This is a genomic window from Paenibacillus sp. FSL W8-0439 (assembly GCF_038008995.1).
GTDB lineage: Bacteria > Bacillota > Bacilli > Paenibacillales > Paenibacillaceae > Paenibacillus > Paenibacillus polymyxa.
On record NZ_JBBPAK010000001.1, the window covers coordinates 4,735,482 to 4,760,000 of the forward strand.

Here is a 24,519-nt window from a genome sequence, read left to right on the forward strand (position 1 = left end):
TGTAAGGTATATAGAAAACAGCTCAACAGTAATATATGTATTATGTCCAAATGAAGACCTACCCTTAAAAGGGATCAAGATCATGACAGATATAACATTCTCTAAAAAAATGAGTCGGGCTCTATGACCCGACTCATTTTAGTAATCATTGATGCTATAGCCCACAAAATCCGTGTTCATTCTCTTAGCTTCGCTGTCTCATCGCCTCGAATAATAACACCGTAGAGGCCATGGCTGCATTCAGTGACTCTGCTTGTCCCTGCATTGGAATGAATACTGATTCATCCACCATACTAGCGGTAGCAGCAGAAATACCTTGGCCCTCGTTGCCAATCACGAGCCAGGTGGATACACGCAAATCCACGGCATAGCATGACAAGCTTGCATCCAGCGAGGTGCTGAGCAAGCGGGCCCCTTTGCTTTTGGCCTGCGGCAAAAGCTCCTCCAGACTGCCTTCGATGACCGGCAGATGAAATAACGACCCCATCGTGGAACGGATCGTTTTGGGGTTGTACAGGTCGGCGCAGCCATGACCCAATATAACGCCTGCGGCTCCAGCAGCGTCCGCGCTGCGGATAATGGTGCCTACATTGCCGGGGTCCTGTACCCCGTCCAGCACCATCACCAGCGCATCTGGCTGCTCCAGTAATACTGCGAATACGCTCTGCTCCTGCTTACGCACGATAGCAAAGACAGACTGCGGCGTCTTGGTATCGGTGCATTTGGCAATGACCGCCGCCGACACGGGAATCCATTCCACCGGCTGGTCGGCTGAATCCAGACCATTCAGCTCGGCAGGAATCCCCTTGTCCAAATCATAGGCGACGCTTTCTACTGCCGCGTTCGAACGCAACGCTTCCTGCACTAGATGAATACCCTCAACAATATATTTATGCTGCCGTGTACGATGCTTTTTCTCCAGCAATTGCGACCATTCTTTTACACGCGCATTATTCGGTGAAATGATTTCCATTCGTTTAACCTTCCGTTCTATGGTCCGTTTCTTTAAAAATAAATGATGCATCACTTGTACTTGAACATCAAACCTCTCTAAGCTGCAAAAGCCAGCTCCAGCTTGGTTAGATCGTCCTTGTGACCCACAATGACCAGCACATCACCCGCTTCAAGACGATCCTCAGCATAAGGTGAAATGTTCATCTCCTGGTTTCTGCGAATCGCCATTACATTGCAGCCGAAGCGTGCACGTATGTCTAGCTCCTTCAGATTTTTGCCAATCATGGAATCAGCGGCTCGCATCTCCAAAATACTGTAGTCCTTGGACAGCTCGATATAATCCAGAATATTGGGGGATGTTAGATGATGGGCTACCCGCAGTCCCATATCCCGTTCAGGATAAACCACTTTATCCGCACCTATTTTTTGCAGCACTTTCCCGTGTAGTTCATTTTGTGCTTTGACCACAAGAGCGGGCACACCCATGTCCTTGAGAATCAATGTTGTTAGAATGCTGGCTTGTATATCTTCACCAATTGCGACTACAATTACGTCAAAATTGCGGATACCCAGTGCTCGCAGTGCTTCCTCATCCGTCGAATCGGCAGACACCGCATGCGTCACAATATTCGACATTTCCTGTGTACGCTGCTCGTCCGAGTCGATAGCCAACACATCAAAACCCATCTCACTCAGCGCGCTGGCAACACTGGACCCAAAGCGCCCCATGCCAATGACCGCATACTGTTTTTTCGCCATTCCTTCTTTACCTCCCGCTCACCATACTGTCCGTCATAGTATAGCATATCATGCTACAAACATAAATTTTGGCATCCTTATTCCAAATGCTTCTCCATGTATACTGGACCACAGCCCAAGCCATAATACATTCGATCACTATTACAACATACGGGAGGTACACATGCCCATTACAATGGATTTACGACAAGCGATTGTTCACAAAGTTCACGGCAAATCAGAGGCTGATCTTACGGATATGATTATTGGGTCAGTGGATGGACCGGAAGCCGCTTTGCCTGGATTGGGTGTCATTCTTGAAATCGCATGGAAGCATATGAGTCCAAACCAGCAACATGACTTCGTCCATTTGGCACATGAACAAATCGATAAAATCAAACCCGTGCCCTTAACCTAGCTCTAGCTATTCAACTTCTTGTTATGCTTTAATTGTGCTCATTATTTTTACCCGTATTCGAAAATGAGAATAGTCCACTCGCATTCATGTCGAGTGGACTATTCGTGGTATATATCAAATGACTGAGATCAGACTGCTCTGCATATAAAATTTTATGGAGCCATTTCCAAAAACTTAGCAGTCGGATTTTTTTCTATAGCCGTACGCATGGCATACTCATTTTCGAACAAGGCGACATAATTGCCTTTCTTATCTTTCACCAGCGTAGAGTTGATACGGAACTTGCTCGGATCAATCTGCTCATCCACAATCCAGCGAGCAAATTGGAACGGCATACGCTGAAGCTGTACATCTACCCCATATTCACCCTTCATGCGGTATTCAAATACTTCAAATTGCAGTTGGCCGACTACGCCTAGAAGCGTATCATCGAAGCTTACCGTACGGAACACCTGAATCATACCTTCTTCAGTCAACTGGTCGATACCTTTCAGATACTGCTTGTGCTTTAAAGCATTCTTTACAGTAACCTTGGCAAAAATCTCAGGTGAAAAGGTTGGCAGTTCATCAAATACAACCTCGCCACCTTGACTCAGTGAATCGCCAATGCGGAAAATACCTGGGTCAAACAAGCCTATAATATCCCCAGGGAATGCTTCTTCGACAATATCACGGTCCTGTGCCAAGAACTGCTGTGGTTGGGACAGCTTAATCTCCTTACCCATTCGAACATGTTTAACACTCATCCCGCGTTGGAACTTACCAGACACAATACGCAAAAATGCAATACGGTCACGGTGAGCCGGGTTCATATTGGCCTGAATTTTAAATACATAGCCAGTAAACTTCTCGTTCGTTGGCTGAATTTCCCCAACTGTACTGCGGCGCGGTTCTGGCTTAGGCGCAAGCTGGAGGAAGTTTTCCAAAAATGTTTGCACGCCAAAATTGTTAATCGCACTGCCAAAGAATATAGGCGTCAATTCTCCACGCTGTACTTTTTCCATATCAAAAGGGTCACCTGCGACATCAAGCAACTCTAAATCCTGGCATAATTGGTCGTGCAAATATTCGCCCGCCATCTCGCGAATAATCGGATCATTGTAACCTTCCACTTTTTGTACTTTGATCGTGGAATGGTCATCTCCCTGAAACAACTCAACCTGATTTTTGACACGATCATAAACACCGCACAGATCACGCCCAGTACCAATCGGCCAGTTCATCGGCACCGAACGGATACCAAGAACCTGTTCCAGTTCCTCCATCAGATCAAAGGGACTGCGTCCCTCACGGTCCAGCTTATTAATGAAGGTGAATATCGGTATTCCGCGCTTCGCACAAACCTGGAACAGCTTGATCGTTTGCGCTTCCACACCTTTTGCTACGTCAATCAGCATGACCGCACTATCTGCAGCTGTCAGTGTGCGGTACGTATCTTCACTGAAATCCTGGTGACCCGGGGTATCCAGAATATTAACGCGATGCCCATTATAATCAAATTGCATTACTGAGGATGTTACCGAAATCCCCCGCTGTTTTTCAATCTCCATCCAGTCACTCGTCGCATGCTTGCTAGCTTTACGAGCTTTGACTGTACCTGCAAGACGAATAGCGCCCCCGAACAGCAGCAACTTTTCCGTCAGTGTCGTTTTACCCGCATCCGGGTGAGAAATAATCGCAAACGTACGCCGTTTGTCGACTTCCTGTTGAAGTATATCTGTTGTTTTACTCATTTCACATATCCCTTCATGATCAAATCCATTGCATTTCTGCTCAAGCTATTATAAAAAGGCCATGTTGCACGCCTATTTTCATAAGTTCATCGGCTCATTGCCGTTAGCTCCAGTATTCGGCATACTCCGTCACCATATTCATGATAAATACGATCTATTTACATGTTTTAGCCTGCCTTTAACGTATAATCAGTTGCAAACTGAAAACCTGAGACTAAGCTATTATAGCATACTCCGAACGCAAAGCATCCCCTTACATCCTGAACAGGACATAGGGGGATGCTGGACAAATCGGGATTACTGAGTGCCGCCTACTCGCCAGATGACATTATCTTCATCCTGACCGCTAACCGGCCACCACTTGTAGCCATCCTGCTCCAACAGCTTGTGAGCACCATCAGGTCCCCATGAGCCTGCAGCATAGGTTTCCAGTGTATCCGGGGTTTGCTGCCATGCTTTGGCGATTCGATCAACGAATCCCCACGCTGTAGCCACCTCATCCCAGCGCGTGAAGTACGTCGAATCACCCTCGATCGCATCCATCAGCAACCGTTCATAAGCTTCCGGTGAGTTGATCCCCACCATACAGCTTTGGCAAAAATCCATCGCCAGCGGCTCAATATCTGACTCCGAACCAGGCTTCTTGGCATTGATTTTAATGTAAATGCCCTCCATTGGATTAACCCGAATGACGAGCAAGTTGGGTTCGAGCTTATGCTTTTGACCGAGATATACATTGGTCGGCATACTCTTAAATTCCACAACGATCTCCGTAGTTTTTACAGGGAGGCGTTTGCCCGTACGAATGTAGAACGGTACGCCAGCCCAACGGAAGTTATCAACAAACACGCGTGAAGCAAAATAAGTCTCTGTATTCGATTGTGGATCAACCTTGTCTTCTTGACGATACCCTGGCAACTGCTGACCGCGATAACTGCCCTCAGTATATTGACCACGTACCACGTTGGTCTTCACATCCTCAGATGATCCAAAAGGTCGTAGTGAACGCAGCACTTTTACCTTTTCATCGCGGATATCCTCTGGCAACAAACGACTAGGTGGCTCCATCGCGATCATCGTAAGCATTTGCAGCATATGGTTCTGTCCCATATCACGCAAGGCACCGGAATGATCATAATAACCTCCGCGTTCCTCTACCCCTACCGTTTCACTCAGCGTAATTTGCACATTGGCAATATGCTTGTTATTCCATAGTGGTTCAAAAAAGGCGTTAGCGAAGCGGATCACCTCGATATTTTGTACCATTTCCTTACCAAGATAGTGATCAATCCGATAAATTTCTTCTTCGGCAAATACTTCACGAATTTCAATGTTCAGTTCTTGTGCAGATTCGAGGTTGTAGCCGAAAGGCTTCTCTATAACCAGACGATTCCAGCCCTTGCCTTCCAACATGCCGCCCTCTTTCAAGCTCTTCGACACACTTCCGAATAATTCAGGAGCCAAGGCCAAATAAAACAACCGATTTCCCGGTATGTTAAACTTACCTTCTATAGCCTCCGTCTGCTGTCTCAGCTCATGAAACCCATCGACATTGTTGATATCCAGCGATTTATATTCAAAATGCTCGGCAAATGCCTGCCATTCTTGATCATTTTCTGCTTTATAGCGACTAAACTCCTGTATGGAAGCGTACAGGTCATTACGGAATTCTGCTTCTGTGCGAGGACGTCTTGCTACACCAATAACAGCAAAATCTTCAGCAAGCTTGCCTTCGCGGTACAAGCTGTAGATAGCAGGAAATAACTTGCGGCGAGCCAAATCGCCCGTAGCACCAAAAATAAACAGAACTGCACCTTGTGTCACAAGAGATTCTTTAACAGGTATGTCAGCCATGAAGTACCTCATTCTTCCCATGTCAAGATTCCGCAATCCACAATCCTCGAAATCCGCATGTAGTATTGTGTATATTTATACAAGATCATACTTGATTTTCGAAAAACATGGAACTAAAGATTTGATGACATTTTAACATATTCTACATGGATAAGCTATCCGATGAATCATAAATTTACCTTATAAGTCAGTATTCAATCGTGATAAGCGGAAAACCGAGTGTTATACGTTTATCCTGCTGCTCCTTATTTTCATGTACAGCCATCTGCATCTGGACTTGATGCTCACCGCTTTGAACCATTAATGGCAGGTCTGGAGCTTCATAAGATACGGCTACTGTGTTTACATCTGTGTATCTTTCTTTAGCCTGCATAGAGATGGTCCCTGCTAAGCTCGCTTCTGTCCGTTTCATCAGTTGATCCACGCTTTCCTTTGCTTGCAGCGAACGCTGAACGGAGGTGTTCCACTGCGCTTGCACCCCTATAGAATTTAATTGCTCAGCACAAAGCTTATGAAGCTGAATCAATTGCTCACGTCCTGTATCACTGCTTTCCAGCTGAACGACTACATACCATTGTCCAGTTTGACGTTCCATCACATTTAAACGAATTTTCAAATCCTCACGATCACGAACAGAACGATAAAGTGTATGTCCATTTTCCACGAGTTTACTTGCTGTGGGTATATTCAGTTGATCAGCTATCTGTGCCGCTATATCTGCCGGATCTTCATGATTAGGAATCCAATCGCCTTGCCATTTTACAACTAGCTTATCCAGTGTACCCGGGGTTTGATCCGATAGGAATAACAACGAGCGTAAAGCCGTTTCTGCCTCGCGGGAATCAGTTCCGTTGGTCTGAAGAGTTCCGTAACGCCAGCCAGCCAGTACCAACACCGTTCCTAATACCAAAATCGCAATAACTCCCTTTTTAATCATCTCTACTTTTAACATGGACGTTCCTTCCCCTCCATAACCATACGTTCTCCGCATATCCACGATAGAATGCTTCTTTTTTCGGCTCGATTGAAATCTACGAATCTATCAATAGCATGCCCGTTGCCAGAGGTTTTATACGCAGAGGAAGTCAGCACAACCCTTCAGAAATATTCATTCGCCTACTGGGTGTTCGACCATACACCGTAGGCACTATAGGAATAGACTATAATCACAACGCATCTTACACCAAAAGAGGTGAAATCATGTTTCCCATTTATCCAGTAAATGAAGCCAGTGTGGCACCTCATGGCGGACGGATGGTCTGTGCCGTCATGCGTGATGGTACACGACACATCGGCATCTTAAGCGGGTGTAGCAAAGGCAAGCTGATGTTGAACGGATATCCATCCTCCTTTCCTGGTAGTCTCTATGCCGGAAGCTACAGTAACAAAGGAAAACAAAAAGCTAAAAAAATCTCCTCTAAAAAGAAAAAAAGGAATTCCAAAAACAAAGCTCGCCCTTCTGCCAAGCTAAATGCCTTTAATAGACCGCCCGACGAACTTCTAAATCCATACTTTCCTTATAACGTAGGCGAATTTGGCTCAAACGGAAATGGAAATTATGCAAATGGCAGAGCAGGCTATCGCGGCAGATATGGATACGGGGGAGGGCTTGCACTAGATCTGGCCTTAATCGCCTTTCTATTCCTCCTTATCTAAACGCCGTATTTCAGAACACAAAAAAACCGGAGGACCATTCATCGCCTCCGGTTCTTTGTATTTGTCGTTTTATAATCTACTCTGCTAAGCCGTTCTTATAGGCATAGATTGCCGCCTGTGTGCGGTCCTCTACTCCTAATTTGGCGAGAAGGTTCGTGACATGGAATTTTACCGTCTTAATCCCGATAATCAGTTCATCTGCGATATCCTGGTTAGACTTCCCTTGTGCCAACAAGCGAAGAACCTCCATCTCACGATCTGTTAGCTCTGTATGTGCGGGCGCTTCAGCCTGTGGCTGGCGGAATCGATTCATCATCTTAGAGGCCACCTGTGACTCGAGTACGGACTGTCCGCGTGCAGCTGCACGGATCGCATCCGCAATCTCGGAAGCACGAGACGTTTTGAGCAAATAACTGAATGCACCTGCCTCAATGACCGGGTACATTTTCTCATCATCCAAATAACTCGTCAGTACAATCACCTTTGTCTCTGGAAGCAGGCGTGTCACTTGGCGTGTCGTTTCAATACCATCCATGCCATCCATGACCAAATCCATTAAAATCACATTTGGCTTGTATTCTGATGCTAACCGTATGCCTTCTTCTCCGCTTCCAGCCTCGCCGACCACTTCAATCCCTTCTTCTGTCCCCAGCACTGCCGCAAGCCCGATCCGCACCATTTCATGGTCGTCTACCAGCAGTACGCTAATCGGTAATTCCGTTTCCATGATCATCGTTCCTTCCGCTTTCATCATAAATAACTGGCACAGACACCTCGATCCGTGTCCCTTTTCCCGGAGCCGTTATATACTGAATAGCTCCCCCAATTTCACTGACCCGCTCCTGCATGGTGGATAATCCATATGATGTCTGCTTTTTCTCATCCATTTCAAAACCAATACCATTATCCCGAATCGTCAGCCTAATGGAATCCGGGCGCTGCACGATACGAATTTCCATACGAGTTGCTTTGGCATGGCGCAATGTATTAGACATCGCTTCCTGAACAATGCGAAATAAGTGATTCTCAATGCCTTTAACCAACTGTACTCCGCTTTCCATCTCAAAATCAATCTCCATTGGTACTTTTGCCTGTAATTCCTGTACCAAATCACGCAAACCCTGCTCAAGCCGTTTTCCTTCCAGATAGACAGGCCGTAAATGAAGGAGTAACGCCCGCATTTCGGATTGTGCCACGGAAGACATTTCTTCAATTAATGCAACCTGACGCTGCGCTTTATCAAAATCCTTGTCCAGTGTCCTGCCCACAGCCGTCGCTGTCATTGAAATAGCAAATAATTGCTGCGATACTGCGTCATGCAACTCTCTGGCCAGTCGCTGCCGTTCCTCCACGATCGCAGTCATCCGTGCCTGTTCTGCCAGCTGAGCATTATCTGTAGATAAGCGTTGTAAAGACGTAACTTGTTCCTGCCATTTACGTCCGATTCGTTCCAACTGCTCTCCCAGCCTGCCAAGCTCATCATGCCCTAGGGGTGGCAACTCACGTGCAGGGGTGCCCTTTTCCCACATTAGCAATGTCTCTCTTAACATTTCCAGTCTGCTTTTAAAGCGATAACTTTCATAAAATCCGTACATTGCGCCTGTACCAATCAACACCAGTATAACGGCTCCTGCTACTTTCAGTATCATTCCCCAGGTTGGGAACGACTTCACATATCCATATGTATACAGCATATAAAAGACAACTACGCCCACAACAACACACAGGAGGATACCTTCACCCATACTGCGGGTTACCATGTTGGACGTTTTTTTATGATTCATCCCGGTTCCTCCTGATTCAATAAAATCGAATGCGGACATCGCCCGCCAGGTACGAAACGACAAACTTCACTTTATATTCACTCTGCTCAAAATGAGGAGACTTCCACACCAGTCGGTTGAGCATCCCCGCCTCATGGTCCCGGTCGAACTGAATCTGCCCGAACAATACGAACATCTCCACCTCTACACCGTAATTATCCGGCAGCGTGATGTCAATGTCACCGAAGATCCCCTGTAAAAATATGACGGGCTCACGTTCCTCTGGAAGAGCCAGCGTCAGGTCAGCATCCACATCCCCAACCACATGCCATATACTTGTGCTACGCAAGCTCCACGGCACTTCATCCCATTTGTGATTGGATATGAAATTGTGTTTGAATATGGAGCTTTGACCTTTATGCAGCTTCCTGGAACGTGAATAGAACACAGCCAGCGAAGCCAATGTGATCACCACAAACAAGAACAAATGATCCAGCACCAGCAGACCAGCACCGATGGCAAGCATCGTATAGCCCTTTTTGATTTTAGAATTGCGAATCTTATATATTCCCGCCAACATTAGGATCAGTGCAAACACGGAGAGGAACCCAATCCACTGACCGAATAAAATAATAATCCCGATGCCAATCCCTGCCAGTGCCAAGGCTGATTTTCTTCTCTCCATGCTGCACCCCCTTTTTTGCTTATACAGGAAGGAAAAGCCATAGTGGCGCAATTTATGGCCATATGGCTTCCCGAACCATACAGATTGAGCACTGTTATTGGTCAGTGTCCATCTATACAGCATATCATAATGTTTGGGTTCCGAGTAGTTAGTCCTTCTTCATATCTACAGGTTTAGCACCTGTCTGAATTTTGGACTTCAATTGTTGAAGCTGCTCATCCACTTTAAATTGTTTTTCAGCTTCTGCGGGATTAACATATGCCTCTCCCGGTGCTTGACGATAAGGGGCACGCAGTACGTCAGCTTCCGCCTCCATTTGCATGATTTTTTCCTCCATGCGGTGGAAGCCCAGCGAAGCAGACCCGCTTTCAATCGTGTGCAAGCTATTGATTTGCGACATTTGCTTTTTGGCTTTTGCCATTTGAGCACGGGATACCAGTTCATTACGCTTATTGCGCATTTTGTAGAATTCATCCTTCATTCCATGAAGCTGCTGTACCAGTTCTTTCGCTTGAAGCTCGGCTTGAGTGTGCAAGTCACGGTATTCATCCTGCTTTTGCACAAAATAAATCTTCTCGCCCAGCAGCTTGCGGGCTACTTCTTCCTGACCATTTCGCAATGCAGATTCGGCCTGCTTTTCGCGCTCATTGGATACACGTACAGCCTCCTCCAAGCGCTGTTTCATACGACGCTCATTTGCCATTTGCTTGGCGACTGTTACCTCAGCCTCGTGAATTTCTGCCTCCATATCACGCAAGTACTGATTTAACATGATAATCGGATCTTCAACTTTATCCAACATTTCATTCACCGATGCTCTTGTCATATCCTTCATTCTTTTAAAGATTCCCATTATTTACGTTCTCCCTTCTCGAATTGCTCCACTTTTTTACGTAACTCTTCCAGTTCCTTTTTCATTGCTTTTTTCTCGATATCTTCCATCATGGAATCCAGATCACTGTTGTGTCCTGCATTAAATTTGGATGAATAGCGGGCATCCTGACCAAACGGGTTCGAGTTGCCGTATGCTCCACCTTGATTGTAACCAGTTCCTTGTCCGTACTGTGTTCTAGTATTACTACCGCCATAATAGCGCGGATCTTGCTGGGTATAGGGACCGCTATCTGGACCGAATCCTCCATCGTAAGGAGATCTTGGTTCCTTGGAAATAACCAACGCTGCAATCACATAAATCATAAATGTGGTGCCTGCTGTAATAAAGAAACTGATCACAACCAGAATACGTATCCAAGTTGAGTCCATTCCTGTTGCGTCAGAAAGACCGCCACATACTCCAGTTAATACTCTATCCCGGCTTGATCGGTAAATTCGGGTCATAATTTACTTACTCCTTCCCGCTGTTGTTCAGCTTGCTTTTCAATCTCGCCCACTCTTGTTCGAGCAGCGATCCACCGCTGTGAGCATCCCTTGTATACTCCTCACCCCGACGCAATTCACGCAGACTCATCGTTTCTGCTTCCATATCGGCTACCCGGTCTTCCAAGCGGTTGAACATTCGGGGAACATTTCGTCCACCGTATGTACCTGCCCGTTCGTTCATTTGCTGCTGGAGTCTCAACGTTTGTACACGTGCAGCGTAATACTGACGCTTACTGTGTACCGTTTGGTATTCTGTCTTTAATGTATCCAGCTGTTGCTCCAATTCACGTAATGATTCACGGCTCTGCTCCCACAGTTCTCTATACTGCTCTTCTTTTTCTGCATACAGCATTTTTTCCTGAAGGGCTAGCTTTGCGACGTGTTCCTCATCTGCTTTCAAAGCCAGAAGCGCTTGTTCCTCCCGTTTGGCCTGCATGGACAATGCATGATCCAACTGCTGCTTCATTTGTCTTGTATGCACTGCATACTGCTGATGAAGCTTTTCCGCTTCGGCGATTTCCTGACGGGTATTATATAGAAACTGGTCAATGAGTTGTACCGGATCTTGACTTTGTTCCAAATGCTCATTGAAGGTTGCTACCGTAATATCACGCATTCTTCGAAAAACACTCATTGGCGTCTACTCCTTTCACAAGTTCGTATTTTCATCATTTCTTGCTCTTTGCTTTCGTACATTTTTCTTCATCCTCAAACTGTCACATTCAGTAGCGTCTTCTACGGTCACTCAGCATGGATACACCAAATATGATTAATCCGATTGCTAACAGTGGTCCAATAAGCCAGGACAGCTTGCCCAGTAAAATCAGTACCCCGAGCACAAGCACGATCCAACCGAAGAGCGCATTTCCTCTTTTCACACCGTAGTACCCCAGCATAATCATCGCTATCGGAATTAAGTAACCAATCAGATGTCCTACAAAGTGACCGAAAAACGGAGTAAACTTACCGAGCAGCATAATCGAACCCAACACGATCAGTACAATGGCTAACCCATTCCCTTTGTTAACTCTCATCATCTCTCACCGCCTTTCACTGTTTCTTGCTTATGTCCTTATTGTACGCTGACCTAACGTTTGACAAAACGGACCCCAGACGGTTTTTGAACCTAGACCTAAGTCGGGGGTGAATATAGACCTGCGGCTAACCACTTCTACGCTGCTCTGCTGCAAGGGTTGTTGAGTGTCGCTTTCCTGCATGCTTAGAGCGTAGTGAAAGAACGAGGCAAGCAAATAAGGCTACCGCTGCCACCATATAAGGCAAATTAATATGAACATCAAACAGCAGTCCTGCAACTAACGGTCCAATTACATTCCCCAAGCTGGTATAGGATGAGTTCATACCCGCTACAAACCCTTGCTCATCCCCAGCCTGCCGCGATAGAGAAGTGCTTACTGCTGGGCGAAGGATATCCATAGCCAGAAAAATGATAAAAGTCGTCAGCATAATCATCACGTACTGCTCGGCAAATAAAGTTAGGAAAATAAACAGTCCTCCAATAGCCAAGCAAAGGTGAATTACTTTTTTCTCACCAAAACGGTTAATGATCCAACCAAATATAGTTGCTTGAACAACTGCCCCCAAAATAGACCCTGTCGTTATAATGATGGCAATATCCATCGGTGTAAAACCATATTTATGGTCAACAAACAGTCCAAATACCGTTTCAAAATTCGCCAATCCAAAAGCAACGACAAATACAATGAGCAAGCCCATGAAATACGGAGATTGATAGGACTTGGCAAATTGCTGTAAAAGGTTTTCTTTTTCACGCGGAAGCTCTCTATTGTACTGTTGTTTTTCCTTGCTCAAAGACTCAGGCAGCACGAACAGAGACAAAATAGCCGCTATTGCTGCTGCTCCTGCCGCTGCAAAGAAAGGAATACGTATTCCATAGGCGGCTAGCAAACCACCAATTCCTGGCCCGATGATGAAGCCCGTGTTAATTGCTGCATTGATCATCCCCATCCCCTTGCCTCTTTCCTCAAATGAGGTCACATCAGCGACGTAGGCCATTATAGAAGGAGTGAGCAACGCTGCACCTACCCCGCCCAGGATTCTCGCAACAAATAACGTAGGAACAGAACTCGCTAGTCCAAAAACAAGCTCTGATAGCATGAAAATGATCATTCCAGAAACAATCAACTTTTTACGTCCATAACGGTCAGACAATTTTCCAGATAAGGGTGATAATAAAAGCTGCGTCAGCGCAAAAGCTGCAACCATCAGTCCCATGGAAGAACCGTTCATCCCTAGCTCGCTTATAAATTTCGGTAACACGGGAACAACTAATCCAATCCCCATAAATGCTAAAAAAATGTTAAGCATCAATAACAGCATTGCTCCCCGATTTCTTGTCAGAATAGACATATTTCCACCCTTCCTTTTCAAGAACATTTTATTTATCCTTAGTAAATTTTCAGTATTTCAACTTCAAAAACAAAAAAACTTTAATTGTTTTTTTAGTTTTCTTATAAAAAAAGCCCTCCTTTTATAGGCATATATTATTAGACTATTTTTGCTTCTCGACTAACCCAAATAACAATATATCTACAATGGAATAAGTAGCTTCCTCTACCGTCACACTGTTATCCAGAAAGAAACGCTGATCAAGCGTCAGGTTCACTGAATCAATAATAAGCTTCATGATCAAAGCTTCATTTTTGTTCACAATAATTCCTTCTCGGATACCCTCCTGAATTAATGTTCTAATTGGAGACCAATCGTTTAAATCTGCATGTACCTTTTTCCATTGCTCAGGATAATACTTTTTCATCTGATCCAATATTCTCAAATCATAAAATTTATAGTACAACGGCATCACTCTAATCGATTGTTTTATCTTTTCTAACAAAGATAATTCACTGTTTTGGATAATTTGCTCCGTTTTTCGAATCATATCATCATTGGTACGCTCAATAAGCGTCTCTAAAATAAGCGTCTTAGACGAAAAATTTTCATACAACGTACGCTTACTGATAGCAAGTCTTTTCGCAAGATCATCCATCGTGAATTTCAAGCCATTTTCATGAACTTCCTCTACAAAAGCTTCCAAAATTCTTTCTTGCATATGCGTTCCTCATTTCTTTTACACTTAATAAACTATAAATGTTTTTTCAGTACCACTATCCTACTACAACCTCAAAGTCCCAGTCAAATATACTATTTAGAAAAGAAACTATGTGAAGTTCTTATCTTCATTCATCTGACACCCGATTAATTATGTAGCCGAAATTGAGAATGCAATTAATAAAAAGGGTGATAAAATGCCTTTAAGCATTTTATCACCCTTTTGTGTATACCGGCGAGAGGACTGAACCTCCACGGTTTCCCACTCGATACCGAATTAAATCTTGATAATACCTTGTTTGACGAAGGTAAAAAAGCGCTGTTCGTCGATTTCTACCCGCAAGGTAATCTGTCGATGTACTTTGGTATTGAGCAGCGGGATCAACTTCCGTAGCTATGGTCTGCGACAGGACTAACTCAGTTGCTCAGTATCGAGGAATTTTAGAATACTTGTACAACTTCTTTAATATCATCAATTTCCTCAAGAATTGCGCGCTCAATAGCAACCTTTAACGTAATCGTAGCACTTGGGCAACCATTGCATGCTCCCAAAAATCTTAATTTTGCTATACCGTTCTCAACTTCGACCAGTTCAGCATCTCCACCGTCACGCAGTAAGAAAGGACGTAGTTTGAGAAGAACTTCCGATACTTCATCGAATAAAACTCCATTTTCATCCATTATGTCAACTCCTCCCATTGTTTTACCAACCGTCATTCAGACCTTTTTTCATCCTAGATCGTCTGAGTGATCCTTTGCTTTTTGCCTAAGAGTAACCTCTTGATCCGAAAGTTCCCTTATAAGCGTATGAATAGAGTCTAAAGGTATCATCACACCACAACTTGCGCTCAATCCTGACAGCATATGGAGGCAGAATTGAAGTTTTCGTATCTCTCGGGTAATTTGAGCTAGTTCTGAATCGTCCGATTTATTTTTCTTCATTACTAGCACCTCTTTAAAGAATGATAAAGGTTTGATCTATTAAATTAATGAATCAACCGATGCTACCTTCCATCTCAAATTGAATCAACCGATTCATTTCAACGGCATATTCCATTGGCAATTCTTTGGTAAACGGTTCAATAAAGCCCATTACAATCATTTGTGTAGCATCTTGTTCTGTAAGCCCGCGGCTCATTAAGTAAAACAATTGTTCCTCAGACACTTTGGATACTGTTGCCTCGTGCTCCAAAGTAATCTGATCGTTTTTAATTTCATTGTATGGAATCGTATCTGATGTTGACATGTTATCCAATATCAACGTATCGCACTTAATATTGGACTTAGACCCTGCGGAATCGCGGCTGAAGCTGGACAACCCTCGGTAGTTTACTTTTCCGCCCTGCTTGCTGATGGATTTGGATATAATCGTAGATGTTGTCTCGGGAGCAAGGTGTATTACCTTCGCGCCAGCATCTTGATGCTGATCTTTACCGGCTACGGCAATAGACAGGATGGACCCCTTGGCTCCCCGTCCTTTCAATAATACTGCCGGATACTTCATTGTTACCTTGGAGCCGATGTTGCCGTCCACCCATTCCATTGTGGCATTTTCTTCTACCACAGCCCTTTGGGTTACCAAGTTGTAGATATTAGGAGCCCAATTCTGAATGGTCGTGTAACGGACACGGGAATCTTTCCGGCAAATAATTTCAATAACTCCACTATGCAAAGAACTGGTACTATAAATAGGTGCTGTACATCCTTCAACATAATGGACAAAGCTGCCCTCTTCGGCAATAATTAATGTCCGCTCGAATTGACCCATATTTTCAGAATTAATACGGAAATAACCTTGTATAGGAACCTCGCAATGAACACCCTTCGGAATGTATACAAAGCTACCGCCTGACCAAACCGCACTATTAAGCGCCGCAAATTTATTGTCTGCGGGAGGGATGATCGTCCCAAAATATTGCTTAAACACTTCGGGGTATTGCTTTAATGCAGTATCCGTATCAAGGAAAATAACGCCCTGATCCTCCAGTTCTTTCCGCATGCTGTGATAAACTACTTCCGACTCATATTGAGCGGATACGCCCGCCAGGAACTTTTGCTCCGCTTCAGGGATTCCCAGCTTGTCAAAGGTTGCTTTGATCTCGGAAGGAACCTCCTCCCAGGTCTTTCCCTGTTTTTCAGAAGGGCGAACGTAATACTGGATGTCATCAAGATTTAGCCCGGTCAAATCCGCTCCCCATTCAGGCATCGGCATTTTGTAGAATTGATTCAAAGCTTTCAACCGAAAATTGAGCATCCACTCCGGCTCTTCCTTGATCCGGGAAATTTCCCGGACAATCTCTTCCGTCAGACCTTTTCCAGATTGAAAAATAGACTGGTGCTTGTCGCGAAACCCATATTTATATTCGCCCATATCTGGTGCTTTTTTAGCCATTAGTATCACTCCTTTTTAACCTTTCAAGAATCATTTTGATTTGCTATGATCTGCCGAGCTTGCTTTCCACTAAATCTTTTAGGCGACTACGAACACCTTCCAGCGGGATCTCCGAAATGACAGGAGCGAGAAATCCGAAAATAACAAGATGTTCGGCTTCACTCCTTGATATCCCGCGCGACATCAGATAATAGATTTGCTCTGCATTTACTTGCCCCACGGATGCAGCATGACCCGCGGTTACATCATCCTCATCTATCAGCAGGATCGGATTGGCATCGCCGCGAGCTTTAGGACTTAGCATAAGCACGCGTTCTGTTTGCTGACCATCACAATGGGTTGCACCTTTTTCAATCTTTGTAATGCCGTTGATAATGGCCGTAGCTTCTTCAAGCATGACTGCACGCGTAATCATCTGGCTTACCGAGCTTCTGCCAAAATGCTGAGCTTGAGTTGTATAGCTCGATTTTTGATTACCCGTGCCAATAGCAATTACCTTATTGTCGGAGACCACCCCGTTGCCTTGTAGCAAAGTCTTGGTATCGCTGGCGGTATAACCATTGTTCATCTCACCGATAATCCATTCCACACCCCCATCAGCAAGAACGACCGCCCGTCGCTGGGTGAAATCTGTTGTAGTTGCAGCAAGCTGATGAACCGAAGCTACTTGCACCTTTGAGCCCGCCCCCGCGAAGACCTCCGTCACACCGTTATGCAATACCTTGACATCATCACCACTCGATACACAATTATCCACATAAGTGATCTTGCTGTTGCTCCCTGCCACAATTAAGACGTGAGGAGCAAAACACACACCGCTTGTATCGTTAAGAAAGATCGCTTGAATAGGTGCTTCAACCTCTACACCGTCTGGGACATATAGAAAAACGCCACCACTCCATAAGGCACTGTGTGCAGCAGATAAACGATGTTCTTCTGGCTTTACTGCCTGAAAGAGATAACGTTGAACCAGCTCCTCATGCTCTTTTGCCGCAGTATGCAGATCCGTTAAAATGACTCCCTGGGCGGCTAAGCTCTCGGACAATTTCGTATACACTACATCCGAGTTGAACTGAACGATTAGTCCGCCTTTCACCGGAGAAGTAACCAAACCTCGAACAACCTCCGGCGCTTCCTCCAAACTAGACCACGCATTCTCAGCTTTGTAATCTCCACTTTCGTAGATATCCCATTTTTCAAGATTGATTTTCTCCACTTTAGGCAACTCCAGCGTCCCTGCCAGTTCGAGTGCATGAACGCGGCGTTCAATCAGCCAACGAGGTTCATCCTTAGCACTTGACCATGCGCGTAAATCGTCCACATTCATTGAAACTCTAGCTTGTATATCCACGTGCTGTTCCTCCTCTCCGGCTTTTAAGCTTCCCTTACCGTCTCATCCGTAATCCCAAGTTCCTCCTTCACCCAATCGTACCCTTCAGCCTCCAAACGGTGGGCAAGCTCCGGACCGCCAGATTTAACTATCTGGCCTTGCATCATGACATGCACAAAATCCGGGGTAATATAATTCAACAGTCGTTGATAATGGGTGATGATTAAAAAGCCTCTATCCGGGCTGCGCATCTCATTTACGCCATTGGCCACAATACGCAGTGCATCAATATCAAGCCCTGAGTCCACTTCATCCAGGATCACAAACTTGGGTTCAAGTAGCATCATTTGCAAAATCTCATTCCGCTTTTTTTCACCGCCAGAGAATCCCTCATTCAAATAACGATGCACAAATTCCGGGTTCATCTCCAGCCCCTTCATTTTGCTCTCCATTTCACGGATAAAACGGATTAAGGATATCTCATCGCCTTCTTCACGCCGTGCATTGATGGCACTTCTGAGAAAATCCGAGTTGGTCACGCCAGCAATTTCACTTGGGTATTGCATAGCGAGGAACAAGCCTGCCTGGGCACGCTCATCCACCTCCATCTCCAGAAGGTCTTCATTGTCCAATGTCACCTTACCGCCAGTAACCTCATATTTGGGATGGCCCATTAAAGCTGAAGCCAATGTACTTTTCCCCGTCCCATTAGGCCCCATAATCGCATGTATCTCTCCGCCATGAATCTCCAGTGTGAGCCCTTTTAAAATTTCTTTCCCTTCAATCTTGGATCTTAATTCCTCAATCTTTAATGTCGTCATTTATCATAAACTTCCCCTCGGAGTATTCTTCGGCACGCGCCACCAAATCACTCATAAATTTCCCAATAGTCTGCAGCTCAACCTCTGAATAGGATTCAATGAATTGGTAAAACCTTTCTTCTTTTTCTTTGTGCAGTTCTTTATGCAAATGATAAACGTGTCTTCCCTTATCCGTTAAACTAAAGTAAATCTCCTTACGATTGCTGTTCAGTTGACTTTTCATAATGAAGCCCATTTCCAGCAGCTTTGCACTAATTTTAGTAATACTAGCTTTGGACAACCCCATCTTCTCCACAATCCCGGTATGATTTATCGGTTCATAATCACCAATGCAATCAATAACGTGTACACTAGTAATATTGTTGGAGAGCATGTCAATCTGGTACTTTCTGGCCTGTTGCCGAAACGAGTTAATTTCTTGTTCAGTATACAGCTCATTCAGATGTAGCATTTTAATATATTGCTCGTAAAGATGACCTTTAAAATGATTTTGAAACTCCAATTTCCCAATCTCCCCTCTTTTGTAGTAGTTGCAGACCAAGTTTAGTGTCACCATTAGATTATTTTTGTTCACTAGTAAACAAAGTTATATTAACACAATTGATATTGATTATCAATATCAATTGTGTTAAATGTGATACAATTTTGGAGGCACTTTTCATCATGGGTTTGTTGTCATTGTCATCGGCCTCAGGCTGTGTTTTGACTAGAGCACGTTCTGGAAATGGTTTTGAATACCTCTGATCAATCCTGCTTTGCGGGGGTTGAACAATGGAACCAATTCGGCAGCACCCGGATGGATCTGGTAACCGAAGCCAAGTCCAATACCGTTGCCTATGAACGTCATGGTACACCTGCCAAAGACCGGGGTCGCTATCGTAAAAAGGACAAAGGTGGTGCTTGGCCGAGCTGTTTTAAAGCCGTATCGCCGCGTTTGAGTACGCTATCGTGAGCATGTATAGCAATGAATAATCAGTCAGTTACCTGTGTCTGGATATGTTATGAGGCCAAAGAGTATACCAAAAACTGTGGTTTTTGCTGGTGAATCCGAACAGGCGATGCTCCATTCTAGCCAGCACCGATCTGACACTGGAGATGACCTAGATCATCGAACTTTATCCGCCCAGTTCAAAATCAAATGCACCTTCTGGGCGCTAAAGCAATCCATCGGCGGATTAGCTACCACTTTTGTAGCAAATCCATTCCGAAGCTCAACTGGTATTTGAAAAAGGATCGGGTTCACCCTCTGGAGTTGTTGGAAGAGGAGAAAGCGCAACGGGACATCCGCCTAACTGTAAAGATGAGAATGGTAAACGATAACCAAAATGGATCCCTACGGGGCTTAAGATAAAAGGAACCAAGAAAAGAGCCGAAATCTTGCTTCAGGAAGCCAGGAAGAATTATCATATGGAAGGACAAGCACTCGCGGTTGAAAACGAAGATATGCTGCAAGAGTAAAAGCGACTACTCCATCCGGTAATAGCTAAAGGCTGTTAGCGGACTTTTTGCTTCAATGGCAAGAGATGATGAAAAGGACCCAACAAGAATAAAGTCAGTCGCCATATACTGCCATTGGTGAGACACGTTCTATGAGCTTCTGATTCGTATGAAGGAATAACAGGAATCCTATCGCTTATCTTCTGACAATTCTTATTGTCTTGAATACCTGGAGTATATTTATGTAGATGTATTAGGAGTAAGCATGAAAGAAGTTCAGGAATGGTTCCGCAGCGATTATGCAACAACGGCAAATATTTATTCGCATTTGGAATACAACTCAAAGGTGTCTTCAGCTCAAGCAATGAGTGGGGTACTAAAGCTCAAATAAAAAAAGTTCATTAGAGAATGTCTCTAATGAACTTTTTTAGTTAATACCGGCGAGAGGACTCGAACCTCCACGGTTTCCCACTCGATTTTGAGTCGAGCGCGTCTGCCATTCCGCCACGCCGGCATATTTAATTATGGAGGCGCCACCCAGATTTGAACTGGGGAATAAAGCTTTTGCAGAGCTTTGCCTTACCACTTGGCTATGGCGCCAGAATATAACTAAGCGGACGACGGGAATCGAACCCGCGACCCTCGCCTTGGCAAGGCGATGCTCTACCGCTGAGCCACGTCCGCATAAGATGGCTGGGGATATAGGATTTGAACCTATGCATGACGGAGTCAAAGTCCGTTGCCTTACCGCTTGGCTAATCCCCAATAAGAAAGGGCGGCCGATGGGGCTTGAACCCACGAATGCCGGAGTCACAGTCCGGTGCGTTAACCACTTCGCCACGACCGCCACAGGAAAAGAAGTAATTGGCAGGGGCAGCAGGAATTGAACCCACACCAACGGTTTTGGAGACCGTTGTTCTACCTTTAAACTATGCCCCTATAAAACTGGTGGAGGATGATGGATTCGAACCACCGAACCCGTAAGGGAGCAGATTTACAGTCTGATGCGTTTGGCCACTTCGCTAATCCTCCAAAATGGTGCCGGCGAGAGGACTTGAACCCCCAACCTACTGATTACAAGTCAGTTGCTCTACCAATTGAGCTACACCGGCACAAAAACTATTCAATTAAAAGTGGCTCGGGACGGAATCGAACCGCCGACACGAGGATTTTCAGTCCTCTGCTCTACCGACTGAGCTACCGAGCCTCACAATAAGACTCTTTACCAAGCAATGTATTACTAATGGCGGAACTGACGGGATTCGAACCCGCGATCTCCTGCGTGACAGGCAGGCATGTTAGGCCTCTACACCACAGTTCCATAATAGATTTAAATTGGTTGCGGGGGCAGGATTTGAACCTGCGACCTTCGGGTTATGAGCCCGACGAGCTACCGAACTGCTCCACCCCGCGACAGTAATAAGTATTTACTTTTTAAATGGTGGAGGCTGAGGGGATCGAACCCCCGACCCTCTGCTTGTAAGGCAGATGCTCTCCCAGCTGAGCTAAGCCTCCTCAACGGAACACTTCTCATATTATACCACAACAAACTTTTTATTGCAACTTTTTGTGATTATTTTTTTTATGACCCGTAGGGGATTCGAACCCCTGTTACCTCCGTGAAAGGGAGGTGTCTTAACCCCTTGACCAACGGGCCATACTATAAAATAATTCTGGCGGAGAGAGAGGGATTCGAACCCTCGAGACGCTTTTGGCGCCTACACGATTTCCAATCGTGCTCCTTCGGCCAACTCGGACACCTCTCCATATGGCTCCCCGAACAGGACTCGAACCTGTGACAACTCGATTAACAGTCGAGTGCTCTACCAACTGAGCTATCAGGGAATATTAATATTTGTTTCAAGGTTACACCCTGAAAACTGGATCCGAAACTTCATTGCGTCTTATCTTAGGATAAGCCCTCGACCGATTAGTATTGGTCAGCTCCATGCATTACTGCACTTCCACCCCCAACCTATCTACCTCGTCGTCTTCAAGGGGTCTTACTAATTGGGAAATCTCATCTTGAGGGGGGCTTCACGCTTAGATGCTTTCAGCGCTTATCCCTTCCGTACATAGCTACCCAGCGGTGCTCCTGGCGGAACAACTGGTACACCAGCGGTACGTCCATCCCGGTCCTCTCGTACTAAGGACAGCTCCTCTCAAATTTCCTACGCCCACGACAGATAGGGACCGAACTGTCTCACGACGTTCTGAACCCAGCTCGCGTACCGCTTTAATGGGCGAACAGCCCAACCCTTGGGACCTACTTCAGCCCCAGGATGCGATGAGCCGACATCGAGGTGCCAAACCTCCCCGTCGATGTGGACTCTTGGGGGAGATAAGCCTGTTATCCCCAGGGTAGCTTTTATCCGTTGAGCGATGGCCCTTCCATGCGGTACCACCGGATCACTAAGCCCGACTTTCGTCCCTGCTCGACTTGTAGGTCTCGCAGTCAAGCTCCCTTCTGCCTTTGCACTCTTCGAATGATTTCCAACCATTCTGAGGGAACCTTGGGGCGCCTCCGTTACTCTTTAGGAGGCGACCGCCCCAGTCAAACTGCCCACCTGACACTGTCCTCGCACCGGATCACGGTACCAAGTTAGAACCTAGATACGATCAGGGTGGTATCCCAAGGATGCCTCCCCTCAAGCTGGCGCTCAAGGTTCAACGGCTCCCACCTATCCTGTACAGATCGTACCCAAATTCAATATCAAGCTGCAGTAAAGCTCCATGGGGTCTTTCCGTCTTGTCGCGGGTAACCTGCATCTTCACAGGTATTAAAATTTCACCGGATCTCTCGTTGAGACAGCGCCCAAGTCGTTACGCCATTCGTGCGGGTCAGAATTTACCTGACAAGGAATTTCGCTACCTTAGGACCGTTATAGTTACGGCCGCCGTTTACTGGGGCTTCGGTTCATAGCTTCGCCCGAAGGCTTACCACTCCCCTTAACCTTCCAGCACCGGGCAGGCGTCAGCCCGTATACTTCGCCTTGCGGCTTCGCACAGACCTGTGTTTTTGCTAAACAGTCGCTTGGGCCTTTTCACTGCGGCCCCCTCGGGCTATTCACCCTACCGAGGCACCCCTTCTCCCGAAGTTACGGGGTCATTTTGCCGAGTTCCTTAACGAGAGTTCTTCCGCGCGCCTTAGAATTCTCTTCTCGCCTACCTGTGTCGGTTTGCGGTACGGGCACCTTCTCCTGGCTAGAGGCTTTTCTTGGCAGTCTGAGATCATGACCTTCGCTACTATAATTTTCGCTCCCCATCACAGCCCAGCCTTACGATGTGCGGATTTGCCTACACATCAGCCTCACTGCTTAGACGGACATCCATCAGTCCGCGTCACTACCCTACTGCGTCACCCCATCGCTCATAGCGGATTACGGTGGTACAGGAATTTCGACCTGTTGTCCTTCGACTACGCCTATCGGCCTCGCCTTAGGTCCCGACTTACCCTGAGCGGACGAACCTTCCTCAGGAACCCTTAGGCTTTCGGCGGATCTGATTCTCACAGATCTTTTCGTTACTCATACCGGCATTCTCACTTGAATGCAGTCCAGCGCTCCTTCCGGTACACCTTCAACCCGCATTCAACGCTCCCCTACCCCTGATGCAAGCATCAAGCCATAGCTTCGGTGGTGTGTTTAGCCCCGTTACATTTTCGGCGCAGAGTCACTCGACCAGTGAGCTATTACGCACTCTTTCAATGGTGGCTGCTTCTAAGCCAACATCCTGGTTGTCTGTGCAACTCCACATCCTTTCCCACTTAACACACACTTGGGGACCTTAGCTGATGGTCTGGGCTGTTTCCCTTTCGACAATGGATCTTAGCACTCACTGTCTGACTCCCGGAACTAAATCTATGGCATTCGGAGTTTGACTGAGCTTGGTAACCCTTGCGGGCCCCGCACCCAATCAGTGCTCTACCTCCACGATTCTTCTTTCCGAGGCTAGCCCTAAAGCTATTTCGGGGAGAACCAGCTATCTCCGGGTTCGATTGGAATTTCTCCGCTACCCCCACCTCATCCCCGCATTTTTCAACATGCGTGGGTTCGGGCCTCCAGTGCGTGTTACCGCACCTTCACCCTGGACAGGGGTAGATCACCCGGTTTCGGGTCTACGTCCACGTACTCATTCGCCCTATTCAGACTCGCTTTCGCTGCGGCTTCAGCTCTTCACCTTAACCTTGCACGGGAACGTAACTCGCCGGTTCATTCTACAAAAGGCACGCCATCACCCATAGATCGGGCTCTGACTTCTTGTAAGCACAC

22 protein-coding genes, 15 tRNA genes, 1 rRNA gene and 1 pseudogene (1 of these 39 cut by a window edge) are annotated in these 24,519 nt (G+C 45.9%); 4 read left to right on the plus strand and 35 right to left on the minus strand.

Annotation, left to right across the window (positions count from 1 at the left end):
* Positions 1–184 precede the first annotated feature (184 nt).
* Together MKX36_RS20425 and MKX36_RS20430 are read right to left on the minus strand one after the other, a co-directional pair.
* Positions 185–973: a TrmH family RNA methyltransferase gene (locus MKX36_RS20425; protein ID WP_340865494.1), complete on the minus strand. Its 789-nt coding sequence runs from the start codon at positions 971–973 to the stop codon at positions 185–187.
* 77 nt (positions 974–1,050) lie between these two features.
* A pseudogene (locus MKX36_RS20430) lies at positions 1,051–1,719 on the minus strand (potassium channel family protein); the annotation flags it as partial.
* 157 nt (positions 1,720–1,876) lie between these two features.
* Here MKX36_RS20430 and MKX36_RS20435 point away from each other — a divergent pair.
* Complete coding sequence (locus tag MKX36_RS20435) at positions 1,877–2,110, plus strand: small acid-soluble spore protein SspI (protein ID WP_016819939.1); 234 nt, start codon at positions 1,877–1,879, stop codon at positions 2,108–2,110.
* A gap of 152 nt (positions 2,111–2,262) precedes the next feature.
* Here the strand turns inward: MKX36_RS20435 and MKX36_RS20440 are convergent, their stop codons facing one another.
* The 3 genes from MKX36_RS20440 to MKX36_RS20450 form a co-directional block, all read right to left on the minus strand.
* Positions 2,263–3,843, minus strand: a complete 1,581-nt coding sequence (locus MKX36_RS20440; RefSeq protein ID WP_016819938.1) for a peptide chain release factor 3 — start codon at positions 3,841–3,843, stop codon at positions 2,263–2,265.
* Positions 3,844–4,140: 297 nt separating this feature from the next.
* Positions 4,141–5,697: a glucose-6-phosphate dehydrogenase gene (gene zwf / locus MKX36_RS20445; protein WP_016819937.1), complete on the minus strand. Its 1,557-nt coding sequence runs from the start codon at positions 5,695–5,697 to the stop codon at positions 4,141–4,143.
* A 187-nt stretch (positions 5,698–5,884) separates the two neighbouring features.
* Positions 5,885–6,649 carry a YwmB family TATA-box binding protein gene (locus MKX36_RS20450; RefSeq protein ID WP_016819936.1) on the minus strand — a complete coding sequence of 255 codons (765 nt, stop codon included), beginning with the start codon at positions 6,647–6,649 and terminating at the stop codon, positions 5,885–5,887.
* Positions 6,650–6,897: 248 nt separating this feature from the next.
* On the opposite strand from MKX36_RS20450, the gene MKX36_RS20455 reads away from it, so the two are divergent.
* Positions 6,898–7,353, plus strand: coding sequence for a hypothetical protein (locus tag MKX36_RS20455; RefSeq protein ID WP_016819935.1), 456 nt, complete (start codon positions 6,898–6,900; stop codon positions 7,351–7,353).
* Positions 7,354–7,429: 76 nt separating this feature from the next.
* Here the strand turns inward: MKX36_RS20455 and MKX36_RS20460 are convergent, their stop codons facing one another.
* The 14 genes from MKX36_RS20460 to MKX36_RS20525 form a co-directional block, all read right to left on the minus strand.
* Positions 7,430–8,080 (minus strand): response regulator, encoded by a 651-nt coding sequence (locus MKX36_RS20460; RefSeq protein ID WP_013372995.1) that lies wholly within the window; start codon positions 8,078–8,080, stop codon positions 7,430–7,432.
* The gene (locus MKX36_RS20465; protein WP_013372996.1) at positions 8,058–9,137 is read right to left on the minus strand and encodes a sensor histidine kinase; all 1,080 of its coding nucleotides are present in this window, start codon (positions 9,135–9,137) and stop codon (positions 8,058–8,060) included. Before MKX36_RS20465 ends, MKX36_RS20460 begins: the two co-directional genes overlap by 23 nt.
* 16 nt (positions 9,138–9,153) lie before the next feature.
* The gene (liaF, locus tag MKX36_RS20470) at positions 9,154–9,801 is read right to left on the minus strand and encodes a cell wall-active antibiotics response protein LiaF (RefSeq protein WP_016819934.1); all 648 of its coding nucleotides are present in this window, start codon (positions 9,799–9,801) and stop codon (positions 9,154–9,156) included.
* 148 nt (positions 9,802–9,949) lie between these two features.
* Positions 9,950–10,654, minus strand: coding sequence for a PspA/IM30 family protein (locus MKX36_RS20475; RefSeq protein ID WP_016819933.1), 705 nt, complete (start codon positions 10,652–10,654; stop codon positions 9,950–9,952).
* On the minus strand, positions 10,654–11,139 hold the full coding sequence (locus tag MKX36_RS20480) for a PspC domain-containing protein (protein WP_016819932.1): 486 nt from the start codon (positions 11,137–11,139) through the stop codon (positions 10,654–10,656). The genes MKX36_RS20475 and MKX36_RS20480 overlap by 1 nt, the downstream gene beginning before the upstream one ends.
* 7 nt (positions 11,140–11,146) lie before the next feature.
* Positions 11,147–11,815: a PspA/IM30 family protein gene (locus tag MKX36_RS20485; RefSeq protein WP_019688580.1), complete on the minus strand. Its 669-nt coding sequence runs from the start codon at positions 11,813–11,815 to the stop codon at positions 11,147–11,149.
* Positions 11,816–11,903: 88 nt separating this feature from the next.
* Positions 11,904–12,215, minus strand: a complete 312-nt coding sequence (locus tag MKX36_RS20490; protein WP_017428655.1) for a LiaF transmembrane domain-containing protein — start codon at positions 12,213–12,215, stop codon at positions 11,904–11,906.
* Between the two features lie 127 nt (positions 12,216–12,342).
* On the minus strand, positions 12,343–13,569 hold the full coding sequence (locus tag MKX36_RS20495) for an MFS transporter (protein WP_340865500.1): 1,227 nt from the start codon (positions 13,567–13,569) through the stop codon (positions 12,343–12,345).
* A gap of 142 nt (positions 13,570–13,711) precedes the next feature.
* Positions 13,712–14,269, minus strand: a complete 558-nt coding sequence (locus MKX36_RS20500; RefSeq protein ID WP_063209679.1) for a TetR/AcrR family transcriptional regulator — start codon at positions 14,267–14,269, stop codon at positions 13,712–13,714.
* A 440-nt stretch (positions 14,270–14,709) separates the two neighbouring features.
* Positions 14,710–14,949: a NifU family protein gene (locus tag MKX36_RS20505; RefSeq protein ID WP_013373004.1), complete on the minus strand. Its 240-nt coding sequence runs from the start codon at positions 14,947–14,949 to the stop codon at positions 14,710–14,712.
* Positions 14,950–15,262: 313 nt separating this feature from the next.
* On the minus strand, positions 15,263–16,660 hold the full coding sequence (gene sufB / locus MKX36_RS20510) for a Fe-S cluster assembly protein SufB (RefSeq protein ID WP_019688583.1): 1,398 nt from the start codon (positions 16,658–16,660) through the stop codon (positions 15,263–15,265).
* 43 nt (positions 16,661–16,703) lie between these two features.
* Positions 16,704–18,011: a Fe-S cluster assembly protein SufD gene (gene sufD, locus MKX36_RS20515; protein ID WP_025365815.1), complete on the minus strand. Its 1,308-nt coding sequence runs from the start codon at positions 18,009–18,011 to the stop codon at positions 16,704–16,706.
* 23 nt (positions 18,012–18,034) lie between these two features.
* Positions 18,035–18,811 (minus strand): Fe-S cluster assembly ATPase SufC, encoded by a 777-nt coding sequence (gene sufC, locus MKX36_RS20520; RefSeq protein WP_016819924.1) that lies wholly within the window; start codon positions 18,809–18,811, stop codon positions 18,035–18,037.
* Positions 18,792–19,313 carry a MarR family transcriptional regulator gene (locus MKX36_RS20525; protein ID WP_016819923.1) on the minus strand — a complete coding sequence of 174 codons (522 nt, stop codon included), beginning with the start codon at positions 19,311–19,313 and terminating at the stop codon, positions 18,792–18,794. The genes sufC and MKX36_RS20525 overlap by 20 nt, the downstream gene beginning before the upstream one ends.
* Before the next feature lie 228 nt (positions 19,314–19,541).
* On the opposite strand from MKX36_RS20525, the gene MKX36_RS20530 reads away from it, so the two are divergent.
* Together MKX36_RS20530 and MKX36_RS20535 are read left to right on the plus strand one after the other, a co-directional pair.
* Positions 19,542–19,763 (plus strand): hypothetical protein, encoded by a 222-nt coding sequence (locus MKX36_RS20530; protein WP_225164807.1) that lies wholly within the window; start codon positions 19,542–19,544, stop codon positions 19,761–19,763.
* 750 nt (positions 19,764–20,513) lie between these two features.
* Complete coding sequence (locus MKX36_RS20535; protein ID WP_258196287.1) at positions 20,514–20,639, plus strand: hypothetical protein; 126 nt, start codon at positions 20,514–20,516, stop codon at positions 20,637–20,639.
* A 44-nt stretch (positions 20,640–20,683) separates the two neighbouring features.
* On the opposite strand, the gene MKX36_RS20540 is transcribed toward MKX36_RS20535, so the two are convergent.
* The 16 genes from MKX36_RS20540 to MKX36_RS20615 all read right to left on the minus strand — a co-directional run.
* A tRNA-Leu gene (locus tag MKX36_RS20540) sits at positions 20,684–20,762 on the minus strand.
* A gap of 11 nt (positions 20,763–20,773) precedes the next feature.
* Positions 20,774–20,848: transfer RNA gene (locus MKX36_RS20545), tRNA-Cys, on the minus strand.
* A gap of 12 nt (positions 20,849–20,860) precedes the next feature.
* Positions 20,861–20,932 (minus strand) — tRNA-Gly (locus MKX36_RS20550).
* Between the two features lie 6 nt (positions 20,933–20,938).
* Positions 20,939–21,013 (minus strand) — tRNA-Gln (locus tag MKX36_RS20555).
* A 9-nt stretch (positions 21,014–21,022) separates the two neighbouring features.
* Positions 21,023–21,095: transfer RNA gene (locus MKX36_RS20560), tRNA-His, on the minus strand.
* Positions 21,096–21,113: 18 nt separating this feature from the next.
* Positions 21,114–21,187, minus strand: a tRNA-Trp gene (locus tag MKX36_RS20565).
* 7 nt (positions 21,188–21,194) lie between these two features.
* Positions 21,195–21,280: transfer RNA gene (locus MKX36_RS20570), tRNA-Tyr, on the minus strand.
* Between the two features lie 4 nt (positions 21,281–21,284).
* Positions 21,285–21,360: transfer RNA gene (locus MKX36_RS20575), tRNA-Thr, on the minus strand.
* Positions 21,361–21,382: 22 nt separating this feature from the next.
* Positions 21,383–21,455 (minus strand) — tRNA-Phe (locus tag MKX36_RS20580).
* Between the two features lie 37 nt (positions 21,456–21,492).
* Positions 21,493–21,569 (minus strand) — tRNA-Asp (locus MKX36_RS20585).
* A 15-nt stretch (positions 21,570–21,584) separates the two neighbouring features.
* Positions 21,585–21,661 (minus strand) — tRNA-Met (locus tag MKX36_RS20590).
* A gap of 26 nt (positions 21,662–21,687) precedes the next feature.
* Positions 21,688–21,763: transfer RNA gene (locus MKX36_RS20595), tRNA-Val, on the minus strand.
* Positions 21,764–21,833: 70 nt separating this feature from the next.
* Positions 21,834–21,905 (minus strand) — tRNA-Glu (locus MKX36_RS20600).
* 17 nt (positions 21,906–21,922) lie between these two features.
* Positions 21,923–22,014, minus strand: a tRNA-Ser gene (locus MKX36_RS20605).
* 3 nt (positions 22,015–22,017) lie between these two features.
* Positions 22,018–22,093, minus strand: a tRNA-Asn gene (locus MKX36_RS20610).
* Between the two features lie 65 nt (positions 22,094–22,158).
* Positions 22,159–24,519 (minus strand): 23S ribosomal RNA (locus MKX36_RS20615) (it continues 564 nt past the right edge of the window).

Bases quoted from the DNA above. Each gene is read 5' to 3' on its own strand.
- MKX36_RS20425 (WP_340865494.1), bottom strand. From the start codon at position 973: ATGGAAATCATTTCACCGAATAATGCGCGTGTAAAAGAATGGTCGCAA.
- MKX36_RS20435 (WP_016819939.1), top strand. From the start codon at position 1,877: ATGCCCATTACAATGGATTTACGACAAGCGATTGTTCACAAAGTTCAC.
- MKX36_RS20440 (WP_016819938.1), bottom strand. From the start codon at position 3,843: ATGAGTAAAACAACAGATATACTTCAACAGGAAGTCGACAAACGGCGT.
- zwf (WP_016819937.1), bottom strand. From the start codon at position 5,697: ATGGCTGACATACCTGTTAAAGAATCTCTTGTGACACAAGGTGCAGTT.
- MKX36_RS20450 (WP_016819936.1), bottom strand. From the start codon at position 6,649: ATGTTAAAAGTAGAGATGATTAAAAAGGGAGTTATTGCGATTTTGGTA.
- MKX36_RS20455 (WP_016819935.1), top strand. From the start codon at position 6,898: ATGTTTCCCATTTATCCAGTAAATGAAGCCAGTGTGGCACCTCATGGC.
- MKX36_RS20460 (WP_013372995.1), bottom strand. From the start codon at position 8,080: ATGGAAACGGAATTACCGATTAGCGTACTGCTGGTAGACGACCATGAA.
- MKX36_RS20465 (WP_013372996.1), bottom strand. From the start codon at position 9,137: ATGAATCATAAAAAAACGTCCAACATGGTAACCCGCAGTATGGGTGAA.
- liaF (WP_016819934.1), bottom strand. From the start codon at position 9,801: ATGGAGAGAAGAAAATCAGCCTTGGCACTGGCAGGGATTGGCATCGGG.
- MKX36_RS20475 (WP_016819933.1), bottom strand. From the start codon at position 10,654: ATGGGAATCTTTAAAAGAATGAAGGATATGACAAGAGCATCGGTGAAT.
- MKX36_RS20480 (WP_016819932.1), bottom strand. From the start codon at position 11,139: ATGACCCGAATTTACCGATCAAGCCGGGATAGAGTATTAACTGGAGTA.
- MKX36_RS20485 (WP_019688580.1), bottom strand. From the start codon at position 11,815: ATGAGTGTTTTTCGAAGAATGCGTGATATTACGGTAGCAACCTTCAAT.
- MKX36_RS20490 (WP_017428655.1), bottom strand. From the start codon at position 12,215: ATGAGAGTTAACAAAGGGAATGGGTTAGCCATTGTACTGATCGTGTTG.
- MKX36_RS20495 (WP_340865500.1), bottom strand. From the start codon at position 13,569: ATGTCTATTCTGACAAGAAATCGGGGAGCAATGCTGTTATTGATGCTT.
- MKX36_RS20500 (WP_063209679.1), bottom strand. From the start codon at position 14,269: ATGCAAGAAAGAATTTTGGAAGCTTTTGTAGAGGAAGTTCATGAAAAT.
- MKX36_RS20505 (WP_013373004.1), bottom strand. From the start codon at position 14,949: ATGGATGAAAATGGAGTTTTATTCGATGAAGTATCGGAAGTTCTTCTC.
- sufB (WP_019688583.1), bottom strand. From the start codon at position 16,660: ATGGCTAAAAAAGCACCAGATATGGGCGAATATAAATATGGGTTTCGC.
- sufC (WP_016819924.1), bottom strand. From the start codon at position 18,811: ATGACGACATTAAAGATTGAGGAATTAAGATCCAAGATTGAAGGGAAA.
- MKX36_RS20535 (WP_258196287.1), top strand. From the start codon at position 20,514: ATGAAAGAAGTTCAGGAATGGTTCCGCAGCGATTATGCAACAACGGCA.